Source organism: Acinetobacter guillouiae CIP 63.46, assembly GCF_000368145.1.
In the GTDB taxonomy this organism is placed as follows: Bacteria; Pseudomonadota; Gammaproteobacteria; order Pseudomonadales; family Moraxellaceae; genus Acinetobacter; species Acinetobacter guillouiae.
On the sequence record NZ_KB849282.1, the window covers coordinates 319255 to 332908 of the forward strand.

Consider the following 13654-nt stretch of genomic DNA (forward strand, 5'->3'; position numbering starts at 1 on the left):
ATAGCATCCTTGATTTAACAAGCTTGGTTATTCAGCTTTGTTGTTACTGATATACGCTTTCTAAACTGCACCAAGCCGCATGTGACAATGCTGCTTGGTAAACTTTTGGCGTGGCTTTCACTTTACCTGACAACCATGCCCGACAATAACTTTCTGTCGATCCAACCATAAATGACAATAATAATTCATGGGGAATATTCTTGATCACCCCATAATCGGGTTGCTGTTTCATCCAAGCGAATAAGTGCTGATTACGTAAATGATTCTGCTGTTTTAGCTGATCCCGTTGAGTACTTTTAGAAATACTAAAATTGGCAGTATATAAAAATCTGGCGAAATCAGGATAATCCATGACCCAGTCTATATAACTTGCTGTCATCACTTGGATACCCTGCTGTAGACTTTGTGCAGACAATAATGCTTGATCACGGCGTTCTGCTTGGTCTTCTATGGCTAAAATATACAGGGCGGCCACTAAACCTTCTTTATTTTTAAAATGGTGATAAATCGCTCCCACACTGGTTTGCGCACGTTCACGGATCATTTCTATTGTTGTTGTTTCAATCCCATATTCTAAAAAACAGGCTAATGCTTCCGTTAAAATCACACGTTTTAATTCTGCACGACGCCCACTATAACGACGTTCCAACAAACTTTGATTATTCATGTACAGCCTTTGATTTTATTTAAGCATTTTCTATATGACATTTTACGCGATTCAAATCTTCTGTCGAGCCAATAACAGAATTTCATTCTGTATTAGAATAATATTCTGTAAACTAAATAAGGAATACAACAATGAGCCAAACCCTAAAACTGTGGAATAGATTTAAAAATAAGCCCGCTGGCAAATGGACATTTTCAAAATTATTGTGCTTAAAAGCGCCTTATTTCAGCAGTATTTCTCCTGTTTTTGAACGACTCGAAACGAATTATGCTGAAATTAAAATCAAAAAACACCGTGCTGTACTCAATCATATTGGTACAGTCCATGCTATTGCCATGTGTAATATGGCTGAACTTGCTGGTGGAACCATGACCGACGTAACTGTGCCTTCCACGCATCGTTGGATTCCCAAAGGGATGACTGTTGAATATTTAAAGAAGGCTGAAACTGATTTAATTGCGATTACCACGCCTGTTGAGCGCAATTTTCAGTGGAATCAAGGTAGTGATTATTTGGTCAATGTGGAGGTCAAAGACACGCAAAATAATCTGGTGTTTAAAGCCGTGATTACCATGTGGGTTTCTGCGAAAAAGTGATTGTCTAAACCCAAATCATGAAGTTCATAAAAAAACCCTTTGTTTTCACAAAGGGTTTTGATAAAGCTTGACCGTTTTTATCAATTAAAACGGTAAGTCATCATCCAAATCCGCAGGGGCAGCAGTAGGTGCTGATGGTGCAGCTGCAGGTTTAGGCGATTGAAAACCTTGGTTTACATTGTTTCCGCCATTGCCATAGCCACCTTGTGGATTGGCATTGCCGTAACCACCGCCTTGATTACCTTGATTCGCATAACCGCCACCGCCTTGGTTGTTGTTAAAACCACCTTGCTGGTTGTTATTGAAACGTGGTTGGTTATAACCACCATTGTCAGCAGCAGCGCCTTCACCTTGTTGACGGTTGTTATCAAGCATCTGCATTTGTTCGCCACGAATTTCAGTGGTATAGCGCTCTTGACCATTTTGATCCGTCCACTGACGGGTACGTAAAGAACCTTCAATATAAACTTTTGAACCTTTACGTAAATACTGCTGTGCAATCTCACCTAAACGGTTGTGCAATACAATACGATGCCATTCCGTTTGTTCTTTTCTTTCACCGGAATTTTTGTCTGTCCAAGATTCACTTGTCGCAATTGAAAATTGAGTGAGAGAACCCCCATTTGGGAAAGTTTTAGTCTCAGGATCACGACCTAAAGTACCAACTAAAATAACTTTATTTACACCACGCATTAGATGTTATCTTCCTATTCGATTCTATGTTTTACTTTATAAGAGTTATGTTTAAATGGCTACCTCTTTCCCAAACAACTGCGTTAAATGTTGTCGCGCAGCATCATCAATTTGCTGTTTATCAACTTTTATATACGCAACTTGCTGGTCAGACATAACCACAACTTCCTCAATACCACGAATTGACAACAACTGAGAAGTCCAATTATCGGTTTGTTTATCCTCAGGCAATCGTAATACGATTGATGTTAAATATCGTGGTTGAGCTAGCCCAAAACTAATGAGCAACCAAAGTATAGCAATAGCTGATAAGACACTCCAACCCATTGTTGTATTATTGAGCAAAATTAATTGTCCACCGAGCGTCCCACCAAAAAAAGCCCCTAAAAATTGAGCACTTGCATTGACACCCATCGCTGTTGCTTTGGATTGAATCGGTGCTGCTTTAGACAACCATGAAGGGAGTAATGCTTCCATGACATTAAAGGCAATAAAGAACAATCCAAGGCCTAACAACAAGATATATTTGGATTCATAACCAAAAATCAGAACGACTAATCCCGCTATAATTCCCGCAATTGCCGTTAGAAAAATGCTGCGCATTTTACGGTATTTTTCAGCCAGAATAATGCTCGGAAATGCAAAGAACAAACTTATGACCAACAAAGGCAAGTAAACAATGCCATGCTGAGCCAAAGGGATCCCAGCAAAATTGATCAATTGAGAAGGCACATAAACAAACATTGCAGTAAGCAATAAGTGCAGCGCAAAAACTGAAACATGTAAACGATTTAAATCGCCCATTTTTAAGACTTGTTTGAGCTGATGCAGATAACCTTGTTTAAAGTTTTTATGGTGACGTGTGGTTTTAGGCACCATAAACAACATGAGGATTGCCAATAATCCCATGATTGTTGTTACCCAGAATAGTCCTGAAATCCCCACCAAACTGGTGAGCCAAGGCCCTAAACTAAAAGCCACAACAAAAGACAATCCGATACTCATGCCCATCACAGCCATAGCTTTGGTTCGATTCTCTTCACGGGTGACATCCGCCAACAAAGCCATAACAACCGCAGATACAGCCCCAGCGCCAGCAATCGCACGGCCAATAATGACCCCATAAATGGTTTCAGACATTGCCGCAACAGCACCGCCCAAAGCAAACAGCAGTAAGCCAAAAACAATCAAAGGTTTACGACTAAAACGATCTGCCCATAAGCTAAAAGGAATTTGCAGAAGTGCTTGGCTGAGGCCATAAACGCCGACCGCTAAACCGATCAAAGCAGGTGTGGCATACTGATAAGACTGACCAACCACCGCAAACACAGGGATAATCATGAACAACCCCAACATGCGTAAAGCAAAAATACTACTTAATGCAAAGGTCGAGCGGCGTTCTAAAGGATTCATCATATCTACTGGCTTATCAAAACTGGCGAGCTAATTATCAAACACATCATCGCATATTGTGGCAACTTTGTGGAAACATTGAGCATAAAAAAGAGCACTGTTAAAGTGCTCTTGTATTGTAATCTCTTTTCTTAAAAAAGGATTAACTCTGTTGTTCAATTCGCTTGTTATATTGAATCGATGCAATGACTGCCCAAACAATAAAGGCAACACCAATCAAACCTGTTACCACCTCAGGTACATGTAAACCTGTACCACTTGCAATCATGATAAATGCCAAAGCACCAATGGCATAATGCGCACCATGCTCAAGGTAGATATAGGCATCAAGTGTACCTTTATCGACCAAGTAAATTGTCATTGAACGAACAAACATCGCACCAATGGCCAAACCAAGCATAATGATGACAACATCAGAGGTAATCGCAAACGCACCGATCACGCCGTCAAAACTAAACGATGCATCTAAGACTTCTAGGTAAATAAAGCCACCAATACCCGCTTTGATCACACCTGTAGGTGCACCATTGGCATCATGACCCACAGCATTGCCGTCTTCATCCACTTCTGGCTCGCCACCCAGTAAATGACTGAGTACTTGTACACCAATATAAATCACGATGCCCCAGATACCTGCCATTGTGACCACAAGGCGTTTCGCTTCATCTACATTTGCAGCCATAATCAGCAATGCCACTAAAGCAAGGAATACCGACATTGCTGGTACATTGGCCAAGTTGGCTAAACGCTTTTCAATCCATTTAAACCAATGGGTATCTTTGCCTTCATCCAAGAAAAAGTTTAAAAATACCAATAACAAGAATGAACCACCAAAAGCGGCGATTTCAGCATGATGTGCCAATAATTTTTCTGAGTATTGAATTGGATCATTTAATGCCATTTTCACAACATCAAACATGCCCATATCCGCTGTGACTGCAACAATCACAACAGGAAATACCAGTCGCATACCAAACACAGCAATCAAAATACCAACAGTTAAAAAGATCATTTTCCAGAAATGATCCCAATTACGCAGTACAGATGCATTTACAACAGCATTGTCAAAAGACAGAGACACTTCCATCACAGCAAGAATTGCCGTAATAGTCAGTGCAGAGAGCATGGCTTGCACGCCTGCATTTGGACCATGGGTAAAGCCCCAATATGCAGAGATTGCCAAACACACGATCGTAAAAAATATTGAGAAACCAAAATGTTTCATCATGGGAATTCGACCTACGGAGAATAGTTTTTGAATCAGAAAACTGAAATAAAAATCGCGTTTTTAATGCGCACATTATGACGACTTTTTCACATTTATCCAAAGTTCTTTGTCATATTTTTATGCAAATACAGCCGAATTTTCTGCATTCAAATACCTAAAGCAATTTAGAGTTGTTATAGTCTTGCAAACTGAAATCATTTTATAACTTGAATCATTGCATAGGAAAATGACATGTCTTTTTCTCAAGACGTATGGCAACGTAATCTTGCTTTATATAACAAAACTTTAGCGCTTCCATTTAACCAAGAACTCGCGACAGGCTCATTAAACAAGGAAGCTTTTTGTCATTATGTGATTCAGGATGCGTATTATCTGGTGGCTTATGGTCGTGCATTGGCTGTCTGTGGCGCAAAAGCATTTGATGCTGACGATATCATCCAATTTACCCAAGGTGCGAAAGAAGCAATTGTGGTTGAACGTAGCCTACACGATGGATTTATGAAAGATTTTGGGATTAGCAAAGCTGACTTTGAGAATACCCCGCTTACCCTTGCCTGCCATCACTACACTGCTTTTTTAACTGCGACGGCTTGGTCTGAAAGCTATCCTGTGGTTTTGGCTTCGTTACTGCCTTGCTTCTGGATTTATGCAGAAGTTGGAAAAGATATTGTGAGTAAATCTATTGCCAATAATCCATATCAAGCATGGATCGATACCTATTCGGGTGAAGAGTTTAACGAAGCAGTTAAAAATGTTTTAGCGACGATTGACCGTATTGCAGAACATTGCGATGCAGATACCCTTGAGAAAATGCATAAGGCTTATACCAAAGGTGCTGAGTTAGAGTGGTTGTTCTGGGATAGCGCTTATCATCAAAGACAATGGTTAGGCTTAGATCAGTAATATAATTTTATTGAAAATTAACGATGTAGATAAAGATGAATAATTAAGCTACTTCATGTATTACATCTACAACTATCCCTCATAAAACTGAGGGATAGCCTCAATAAAAAAGAGTGCCAAAGCACTCTTTACTCGCAACAGAATACATCAAAACGCTATTTTAAATTAATCTGATAAATTGCTGTACTGCCACTGACTTCATTGCCCACAATCAACATAGGCTTTGCATTTGGTGAATCTTTGGCAGAGACAAACGTCAGTCCTTCAGGACCTAAATCACTTTTCTCAATCAGAACCGGTTTATCATCCTTGTTTAAGATTGGCTGACCTTGGGCATCTTTATAAACCTGATCCTGTTTAAAGGTACGATTATTAAAATACTGTATAAACACAGGCTTTTGTGGATTGCTAATGTCGTATACCATTATCCCACTTTGGCGCTCTAAGCCGATAAAGGCAAAGGTTTTTTTACCAATTGTACCCAGCGCTAAACCTTCAGGCTCAGGTCCTTTCTTGCCACTTCGGTCATCAAAAGCCGCCGCTTCATGATCACTATTAAAATAATTTGGAAATAGCTCAGCAACTTTACGCTCAAACTCACTGCCTGAATCCCAAACTAACTTACCTTGTGCATCCCATATACTGAAAGAACGTGCGCCATAGCTATAAAGTTTACTATAGGTCAATAATCCATTGGCATCCAATTTTGGTGAGCCATCCGTGTTGGTTTGATAACCCATATTCCAAGCAATGTTTAAACGTCCTAATTGTGTATCATCACGGCACATGCCCGGATCAGTCGCTGTTGCACCACAATAGGCAAAAACTGTGGCATCTAGTTTGGCCCCTTTTACACCCGCAACAAGATTGGTCAAATGAGCAGGATAATCGCCTTTATTATTGAAACCTTTGACGTTGAATAAATGCTTCATTCGAATTGCTTCTGCAAAACCTTTACTTTGATCTCCAGCATAATATGCAGTTGAGTCCTTCAACCATTCACGTGAATCACCTTCATTGGCTGTGACTAAATAACTTGCCCCATTGGCTTGATAATGGGCAATTGAATCAGGTTGATACATCCCCACCAAACCCGGCCAAGCCTGAATATTAATTTTTCCATCTTTATCACTGACATCTAGCGCATTATTGGCAAGCCCATGATCTTTATAACCTAATGGAAAAATATCTGTCACTTTTTTAGCGACGATATCAATTTTGGCAATGGCATTATTTTCTTGTAAGGTCGCCCAAGCAGTTTTCCCATCATTGCTGATGGTGATGTACTCAGGTTCTAGATCCTGAGCCACTGTCGCTTTAGGACCAAAAATGCGTACACCCGCTTTAATCAAATCGGCTTTTTTATCATTAAACCCTTTAAAATCGACAAGGTTGGCGGTTGGTCGTTGAATATTGCTGATATCAATAATGCTGATTGAACCTTCAGGATCGATACTATAGTCATCATTGGGTTCAGCCTCATTTGCCACCAAAACAGTTTTACCATCTGGGCTAAATGTCAGCATATCAGGCAAAGCACCAACTTCGACTGTACTGATCAATTTCAAATCTTTGGCATTAAAAAATGCCACAATACCCTTATCTGTTTTTTGTTTGGCTTGAACGGCTAGTGCCACAATGCCATTTTTAATCGCAACTGAATTTACTTCTGAATCAGCTAAAGCTTCACGGGCCGAAAGCTCACCAATATGCACAGGTGTTTCGGGTTTAGACACATCTAATACATCAACTAAACCCTTTTTGGCATTGACCACAAATACCCGTTTTGTTGTTGCATCATATGCAGGAATTTCTGCTGCACTTTCAGCAAAAAAACCCGTTTCATAACGCCCCAATAAGCTTAAATTAATGCTTTCAGGTGTGGCTTCTTCAACCGTTGGCGCTGTTGTTTTATTATCATCATTACATGCCACTAAGCCAACAGAAAGCATTGCTAAACACAATGCTGAAACTTTTATGTTCATAAACAGTCCATTTTTTGTTTAATTTGGCTTAATGTATTCATCACGGGTGTAAGTTCCATGACAAGCAGATTACAGTTTCATGGCAATTTCTTGAACATTCAATTGGGTATCGCAGCTGATTCAATATAAAGCAACGATTTCATACAGATTTAGTCAGATGATTGTTTTAAAATATTCACAAAATGAGATTATTTAAGTTCTATGACGACTACGCCATCGCACAGTAAACTCCAACCTAAATTCTATTTATTGGTTTTTTTAGTTTCGATCGGCTTTTTCATGCAAGGCTTAGATACCACGATTATCAATACCGCTTTGCCTGCTATGGCAGAAAGCCTGCAAGAAAATCCATTAAAAATGCATGGCATCGTGATTGGCTATGTCTTGGCGGTTGCTGCGTGTATTCCTTTAAGCGGTTGGCTGGCAGATCGCTTTGGGGTACGAAATATCTTTTTTGCAGCGATCGTAATTTTTACCGCTGCCTCATTGGGCTGTGCACTGTCCAATGACTTCAATCTACTTATTGTATTTCGAGTTATTCAAGGTATCGGTGGCGCGTTACTGGTTCCAGTCGGGCGACTCGCCATGTTAAAAATCATCCCTCGTGAGCAGTTTCTTTCTGCAATGAGTTTGATGAGCTTAGCAGGCTTACTCGGTCCATTAATGGGCCCGATCTTAGGCGGTTGGTTGGTCGAATATGCCTCTTGGCACTGGATTTTTTTGATTAATTTACCCATCGGTATTTTAGGCACTTTTGTCACCTTTAAAGCCATGCCCAATGTGGCTGAAGCATCGGTAAAATCCTTTGATTTCAGTGGCTTTATTCTATTGGCGATTGCAATGGTGGGAATGGCTTTAGGGATTGAAAATATTGCCAGCAATGAAATATCCCGAAGCCTGAGCTTAGGCTTACTTTTCGCTGGGATAATCTCAGCCTTGGTCTATGCCTATCATGCCCATACCCATAAAAATGCATTGTTTCGTAGTCGACTGTTTAAAAATAAAATCTATACCATCGGTGTACTCGGTAATTTCTTTGCACGCTTTGGTGGAAATGCCGTTCCCTTTATTTTGCCACTGATGCTCCAAGTTGCATTTAAAATGGAACCTTTTATGACTGGGGTAATGATGACCCCAATTGTACTCGGTTCATTATTTTCTAAACCCATCATTCGCCCGATTTTACAACGTACCGGTTATCGTCCATTTCTACTGGTCAATACCTTATTGATCGGTGCATGTATTGCCAGTTTTGCCTTACATACAGCAGATACCCCGACATGGTTAGGTGTAGTGCATTTCTTTATTTTTGGTGTACTCAACTCATTACAATTTGTGACCATGAATACCCTTACGCTTAAAGATCTCCCTCAACAGGATGCCAGTAGTGGGAATAGCTTTTTATCGATGATTATGATGTTATCAATGAGTATTGGGATTGCTTTGGCAGGTACTTTACTCAATGCATTTACAGGCTATTTTAGTGAAGCGCATATTACACAAGCATTTCACTATACCCTGATTTGCTTAGGTGCGATTAACATCATTACGGCATTGATATTCTTTCAAATTCCCAAAGTTGCGCAAATTTAAGTGTTGCAATTTTTATCCAGCCATCGTTTTTTAGAACCAAAGCACGTTAAACTGATCCATCTGGATATTTAGAAAAACCATGTCAAAATACGCTGCGAAAAAACACAAACAGCAAAAAATCACTCGCAATAGCTCAGTTTTAGCGATCGCACTTTTCTGCTGCGTCATACTCGGCACTTTGTTTTTTGTTCATAATAATGCTGCCTTGGCTGAAGCCTATCCGATTAAAGGTTTCGATGTATCACATCATCAAGGTGATATTGATTGGAAAAAAATTTCTCCACAGCACTATCAGTTTGTCTATCTCAAAGCCACTGAAGGTGGCGATTATCAAGATGATAAGTTTCAGCAGTATTGGTTAGAAGCACGTGAACGTGGTCTACGCGTGGGGGCTTATCACTTCTTTCGTTTATGTCGCGATGGTGACATTCAAGCACAAAATTTTATCAAAACAGTGCCAAATAAAAGTAATGCCTTGCCCCCTGTGATGGACTTGGAGTATGACAGCAGTTGCATAAACACCTATACCAAAGAACAATTAATCAAACACATCAAAAATATGCATGATCAATTGCAAAAGCATTATGGTAAACAACCGATTTTTTATACCTCTAAAATCTTTTACAACATGGTACTCACAGGTGAGTTTAAAGATACACCGATTTGGATTCGTGAATATAAAGATAAGCCAGATTTAAAAGACCAACGTGCATGGACATTTTGGCAACAGAGCAACCAAGGCAAAATTCAAGGCATCGAAAAAAATGTCGATTTAAATGTGTTCTATGGTGATGCAGAACAATGGCAGCAGTTTTTACAGAAAAATAAGTTGAATTAAGCGTAATCAAGATCATTCATGACATAAGCTGTCGCATATTCTTTACAAAATTCAAATTCATCAATAGAAACAAATCAAGATCGGTTAGAATAATCACACAGCGTTTCAACACTGTGTAATTCATGAGAAAAATCATCCATATTGACATGGATGCATTCTATGCATCTGTAGAGCTACTCGACCGTCCTGAACTAAAACACTTACCTGTGGTGATTTCCTCACATCATCCTCGGGCTGTGATTGCTGCTGCATCCTATCCAGCGCGTCAGTTTGGATTACGCTCTGCCATGTCGATGTCACAGGCAAAAAAACTCTGCCCTCAAGTCTATGTGATTGAACCGAATTTTGAAAAATATCGCGATGTTTCTGTAAAAATTCATGAAATCTTTCAAAAATACACTGCGCTTATCGAACCTTTATCTTTAGATGAAGCTTATTTAGATGTCACTGAGAATTTACAAAATATTCCCAGCGCCACTGAAGTGGCGGAACGAATTCGAGCCGATATTTTTCAACAAACAGGGCTTACGGCTTCGGCAGGTGTGGCACCGAATAAATTTCTTGCCAAAATTGCCTCGGATTGGAATAAACCCAATGGCATTTGCATCATTAAACCGATCCAAGTTCAACATTTTATCCATGATTTACCCCTGAAAAAAATTCCCGGTGTTGGAAAGGTCACTCAGGAAAAACTGAAAAGCTTAAACTTAGAGACTTTGGGTGATTTGCAAAAAATTGAAGAAAATATACTGATCCATCATTTTGGCAAATATGGCAGACAGTTGTTTTTATATGCCCAAGGTATTGATGATCGCCCAGTACAAGCCGAACGACAACGTCAGCAAATTTCCAAAGAAACCACATTTGATGATGATCTCAGCCTTGAACAGTGTTCAATCTATTGGGACAATTTAATTGAACGTGTTTGGCTCAGTTTAGAAAAAAAACACATGCAGGCTCGCGGTGTCACCGTTAAGTTAAAACTCAAGAATTTTCAGGTTTTACAGCACAGTAAAAGTTTTAAAACCGCACTTCAATCGCAACAAGAAATGGTTCAGGTCATTCAAATATTATTAAGCGAAATGCAAATTCCTGAGCATTTCCAATTCCGTTTAATCGGAGTGGGTTTGTATCAACTAACAGATCAGCAAGATGAAGCACAATTGTCATTATGGTAAACATAAATGAAAAAGACCTGTGCGACTTCAGCTTTAATCTTTTACTTTATATCAGAAATAAAATCGTGAATTAATCTGGCCACTTGATTGGCGTGTACATTGGCCAAATCATGTTCCCCTTGTTCAATGATATGCAATCTGGAATGCTGAATTTTTTCATGCAAATATTTACCCACGCCCACAGGGCTAATGGGATCTGCATCTCCCCAGAGTAACAGGACTGGGCACGCTATTTTGTATAATAAATCATCTAAATGGGATTGATGATCGACAAACCAATTGGGCACTGCAAATGTTTGCTGGTAATCGCCTCGCCAATCGGCAACCTGAAAGGGGCTTAAATCAATTCCACCAGAGCTTGCAACCAAAACAAAAGCTTTGATCAATTCAGGTTTTTGTAGTGCTGCTTGAACTGCAAAAACCCCTCCCATAGATTGAGCAATCACAATGCAGGGCTGTTGAATTTGGTCGAGAATATAATCCTGCAAATCGTCAAAACTATCAATATGCGGATGCTCTGGATACCCAGCAAAACTTGGATAGGCCATCACTGTTTTTTGATGATCGGCTGAAAGCTGCTGCATAACAGGTTGCCAAAACGCTGTGCTTCCCGATGCGCCTGGTAAAAAAATTAAATGCATTCTCCAATCACCTTGATATACAAAATTTAATCATCACTCTTTAGTTTAGCGCGTTGAAAAGCCGGACGCTGCTGAATTCGTTCAGCATATGCAGCCAGTCGAGGGGTTTTATTTTTGGTTCGTTGCTGCATGGCAATCACGGGAAAACTCATTTGAATGTCGGCAAAAGAAAACTCACCTGCGGCATAGTCATGTTGACTAAAATAAGCTTCCAAAAAGGCTGCATGTTCTTTTAAACGAGGATTGCTAAAGCCGCCACGGACGCCTTCTGAAATTTTCTTTGCAATCGGGCGAATTAAAAAAGGAACATGTTTTGGCATATTGGTCATGACCAAGGTCATCAACAAATAAGGCATTAAAGAACCCTCGGCATAATGCATCCAGTAGTTATATTGCATTAAGTCTTTAGGATTCTGAGGCTTAAACTGATTTTTTGTATCATAGGTTGCTTGAAGATAATCTAAAATCACAGCAGATTCTGCAATAGTCAGGTCACCATCGGTCAATACAGGTGACTTTCCAAGCGGATGAACTGCTTTTAACTCAGGGGGCGCAGCGAAAGTAGGCAAGCGCTTATAGTGCTTAATCTGATATTCAAGTCCCAGCTCTTCTAAAGCCCAGATAATACGGAGTGAACGAGATTGATCTAGGTGATGTAATGTAATCATTGTATTGCCTCAGTTTTTATCCTTCGACTATAAATTGATCTCAACTTTTCAACAATTCTATTACTGTATTTAAATCATTTTTTTATCAACTTTGTTTATACTCTAGATTCAATATTGGTTATTCTGAGAATAAAAATGAAGTCACTTATCCCGTTAATTTTCTTCTTTATTTGTTCAAATCTATATGCATATCAACCCAAGCTTATGTTATTGGGATCTCTTGAGAATAAGGGTGAATCCTTTATTGATGTAAATGCACATCAAAAAATTCGTGATTCGTTTAAGCAAGCTGTCATCTATGAAAAATATGCCAACCCTATTAAAGATGAGCAAGGTGCAACATATCAATCGGTTATTAAACAGCTTATTGTAGATTGCACAGGAAAAACCATCGCCATTCGGGGCGCTGATTACTTTGCAGGAAAAACATCAAACAGTAAATTAGTGAAAAAATTTGATGACATTACCTTGAGCCATGATGGTGAAACGGGAGCAGCTTTTTATTCCTTTGACGACTTAGAGTTTAAAGCCTTGAATCAAGATAAGTTCTATAACAAGATTTATGCAAACACCTGTAAATAATCAATAAAAAGAACCTTACATAATCTCACTGGCAGAAAAAAAGATATTTTGTTTTTTATACAAAATATCTTTTTACAGATCAATGACAACGAACATCTTTTACATAGCCGCTTTTATATAACCGTTTTTAAATAATCGTGGTATTGATTTCCACACTACGCAATAAAGTCTTGGTCACTGGGGTTTTTTGGCAAATGTCTAACACTTTTTGATGCAACTCTTCAGACAACGGAGTCGCAAAAGACAAGCGACGCTCGACCCATTCTTTCCCCTCTTTATTGGCATTAAAATCAGCTTCAACTGTAAACTCACCCAAATCAAGCCCTTTGTGTTGAGCATACATGCGCAAAGTAATCATGGTGCAAGAGATTAAACCTGAACAGATAAAATCATAAGGCGCTAAGCCCTTGTCTTGCCCACCGAATGATTCTGGTTTATCGGTAATCAGTTGATGTTTTCCACTCACCACCTCACCTGACCATGGTTCTGGATAGGTTTTTACCTTTGCATTTGCAATAATTGCCATTTTATTTTCCTTTAATCTTTAAATTTTTAGTGAATGCCAGTTTAAATAAAAACTTGTAAACGCAACACTTGCGCTAAAGGATGATCAAGCACGTCTTTAACGCAAATTATTTAGTTTGAATCCCTGTCTAAAGATCGATAATG

14 protein-coding genes are annotated in these 13654 nt (G+C 39.3%); 6 read left to right on the top strand and 8 right to left on the bottom strand.

The features are described 5' to 3' along the window. Window positions 1–43: 43 nt before the first annotated feature. On the bottom strand, window positions 44–667 hold the full coding sequence (locus F981_RS03775; protein ID WP_004718564.1) for a TetR/AcrR family transcriptional regulator: 624 nt from the start codon (window positions 665–667) through the stop codon (window positions 44–46). Window positions 668–798: 131 nt separating this feature from the next. Between F981_RS03775 and F981_RS03780 the strand changes: the two genes are divergently transcribed. Further along, complete coding sequence (locus tag F981_RS03780; RefSeq protein ID WP_004718566.1) at window positions 799–1263, top strand: hotdog fold domain-containing protein; 465 nt, start codon at window positions 799–801, stop codon at window positions 1261–1263. Window positions 1264–1347: 84 nt separating this feature from the next. Here the strand turns inward: F981_RS03780 and ssb are convergent, their stop codons facing one another. The 3 genes from ssb to F981_RS03795 form a co-directional block, all read right to left on the bottom strand. Then, a complete protein-coding gene (gene ssb / locus F981_RS03785) occupies window positions 1348–1956 on the bottom strand; it encodes a single-stranded DNA-binding protein (protein WP_004718569.1) in 609 nt (202 codons plus the stop codon). Between the two features lie 51 nt (window positions 1957–2007). Next, window positions 2008–3372, bottom strand: a complete 1365-nt coding sequence (locus F981_RS03790) for an MFS transporter (RefSeq protein ID WP_016539108.1) — start codon at window positions 3370–3372, stop codon at window positions 2008–2010. A gap of 139 nt (window positions 3373–3511) precedes the next feature. Beyond that, window positions 3512–4594: a DUF475 domain-containing protein gene (locus tag F981_RS03795; protein ID WP_171066888.1), complete on the bottom strand. Its 1083-nt coding sequence runs from the start codon at window positions 4592–4594 to the stop codon at window positions 3512–3514. Window positions 4595–4828: 234 nt separating this feature from the next. Between F981_RS03795 and tenA the strand changes: the two genes are divergently transcribed. Then, window positions 4829–5500 carry a thiaminase II gene (gene tenA, locus F981_RS03800; RefSeq protein ID WP_004718574.1) on the top strand — a complete coding sequence of 224 codons (672 nt, stop codon included), beginning with the start codon at window positions 4829–4831 and terminating at the stop codon, window positions 5498–5500. A gap of 155 nt (window positions 5501–5655) precedes the next feature. On the opposite strand, the gene F981_RS03805 is transcribed toward tenA, so the two are convergent. Then, entirely contained in the window at window positions 5656–7485 is a 1830-nt protein-coding gene (locus F981_RS03805; protein WP_004718577.1) for a choice-of-anchor I family protein, read from the bottom strand. A 201-nt stretch (window positions 7486–7686) separates the two neighbouring features. Between F981_RS03805 and mdtD the strand changes: the two genes are divergently transcribed. The 3 genes from mdtD to dinB all read left to right on the top strand — a co-directional run bounded on the left by mdtD (window position 7687) and on the right by dinB (window position 11094). Then, window positions 7687–9078 carry a multidrug transporter subunit MdtD gene (mdtD, locus tag F981_RS03810; RefSeq protein ID WP_004718578.1) on the top strand — a complete coding sequence of 464 codons (1392 nt, stop codon included), beginning with the start codon at window positions 7687–7689 and terminating at the stop codon, window positions 9076–9078. Between the two features lie 79 nt (window positions 9079–9157). Next, window positions 9158–9916, top strand: coding sequence for a glycoside hydrolase family 25 protein (locus F981_RS03815; protein ID WP_004718580.1), 759 nt, complete (start codon window positions 9158–9160; stop codon window positions 9914–9916). A gap of 122 nt (window positions 9917–10038) precedes the next feature. Then, window positions 10039–11094, top strand: coding sequence for a DNA polymerase IV (gene dinB / locus F981_RS03820; RefSeq protein ID WP_035371607.1), 1056 nt, complete (start codon window positions 10039–10041; stop codon window positions 11092–11094). 41 nt (window positions 11095–11135) lie between these two features. Here dinB and F981_RS03825 read toward each other — a convergent pair whose 3' ends face one another. Further along, window positions 11136–11735 carry an alpha/beta fold hydrolase gene (locus F981_RS03825; RefSeq protein WP_004718583.1) on the bottom strand — a complete coding sequence of 200 codons (600 nt, stop codon included), beginning with the start codon at window positions 11733–11735 and terminating at the stop codon, window positions 11136–11138. Window positions 11736–11761: 26 nt separating this feature from the next. Continuing rightward, window positions 11762–12403 (bottom strand): glutathione S-transferase family protein, encoded by a 642-nt coding sequence (locus F981_RS03830; protein WP_004718584.1) that lies wholly within the window; start codon window positions 12401–12403, stop codon window positions 11762–11764. Window positions 12404–12538: 135 nt separating this feature from the next. On the opposite strand from F981_RS03830, the gene F981_RS03835 reads away from it, so the two are divergent. Next, on the top strand, window positions 12539–12985 hold the full coding sequence (locus F981_RS03835) for a surface-adhesin E family protein (RefSeq protein ID WP_004718586.1): 447 nt from the start codon (window positions 12539–12541) through the stop codon (window positions 12983–12985). Window positions 12986–13112: 127 nt separating this feature from the next. On the opposite strand, the gene F981_RS03840 is transcribed toward F981_RS03835, so the two are convergent. Then, on the bottom strand, window positions 13113–13511 hold the full coding sequence (locus F981_RS03840; protein WP_004718587.1) for an OsmC family protein: 399 nt from the start codon (window positions 13509–13511) through the stop codon (window positions 13113–13115). Window positions 13512–13654: the final 143 nt, after the last annotated feature.

Excerpts from the sequence above, each read along its gene's own strand:
- F981_RS03830 (WP_004718584.1), bottom strand. The coding sequence starts at position 12,403 with ATGATTACATTACATCACCTAGATCAATCTCGTTCACTCCGTATTATC.
- F981_RS03780 (WP_004718566.1), top strand. The coding sequence starts at position 799 with ATGAGCCAAACCCTAAAACTGTGGAATAGATTTAAAAATAAGCCCGCT.
- dinB (WP_035371607.1), top strand. The coding sequence starts at position 10,039 with ATGAGAAAAATCATCCATATTGACATGGATGCATTCTATGCATCTGTA.
- F981_RS03795 (WP_171066888.1), bottom strand. The coding sequence starts at position 4,594 with ATGAAACATTTTGGTTTCTCAATATTTTTTACGATCGTGTGTTTGGCA.
- F981_RS03815 (WP_004718580.1), top strand. The coding sequence starts at position 9,158 with ATGTCAAAATACGCTGCGAAAAAACACAAACAGCAAAAAATCACTCGC.
- tenA (WP_004718574.1), top strand. The coding sequence starts at position 4,829 with ATGTCTTTTTCTCAAGACGTATGGCAACGTAATCTTGCTTTATATAAC.
- F981_RS03825 (WP_004718583.1), bottom strand. The coding sequence starts at position 11,735 with ATGCATTTAATTTTTTTACCAGGCGCATCGGGAAGCACAGCGTTTTGG.
- mdtD (WP_004718578.1), top strand. The coding sequence starts at position 7,687 with ATGACGACTACGCCATCGCACAGTAAACTCCAACCTAAATTCTATTTA.
- F981_RS03790 (WP_016539108.1), bottom strand. The coding sequence starts at position 3,372 with ATGATGAATCCTTTAGAACGCCGCTCGACCTTTGCATTAAGTAGTATT.
- F981_RS03775 (WP_004718564.1), bottom strand. The coding sequence starts at position 667 with ATGAATAATCAAAGTTTGTTGGAACGTCGTTATAGTGGGCGTCGTGCA.
- ssb (WP_004718569.1), bottom strand. The coding sequence starts at position 1,956 with ATGCGTGGTGTAAATAAAGTTATTTTAGTTGGTACTTTAGGTCGTGAT.
- F981_RS03840 (WP_004718587.1), bottom strand. The coding sequence starts at position 13,511 with ATGGCAATTATTGCAAATGCAAAGGTAAAAACCTATCCAGAACCATGG.
- F981_RS03835 (WP_004718586.1), top strand. The coding sequence starts at position 12,539 with ATGAAGTCACTTATCCCGTTAATTTTCTTCTTTATTTGTTCAAATCTA.
- F981_RS03805 (WP_004718577.1), bottom strand. The coding sequence starts at position 7,485 with ATGAACATAAAAGTTTCAGCATTGTGTTTAGCAATGCTTTCTGTTGGC.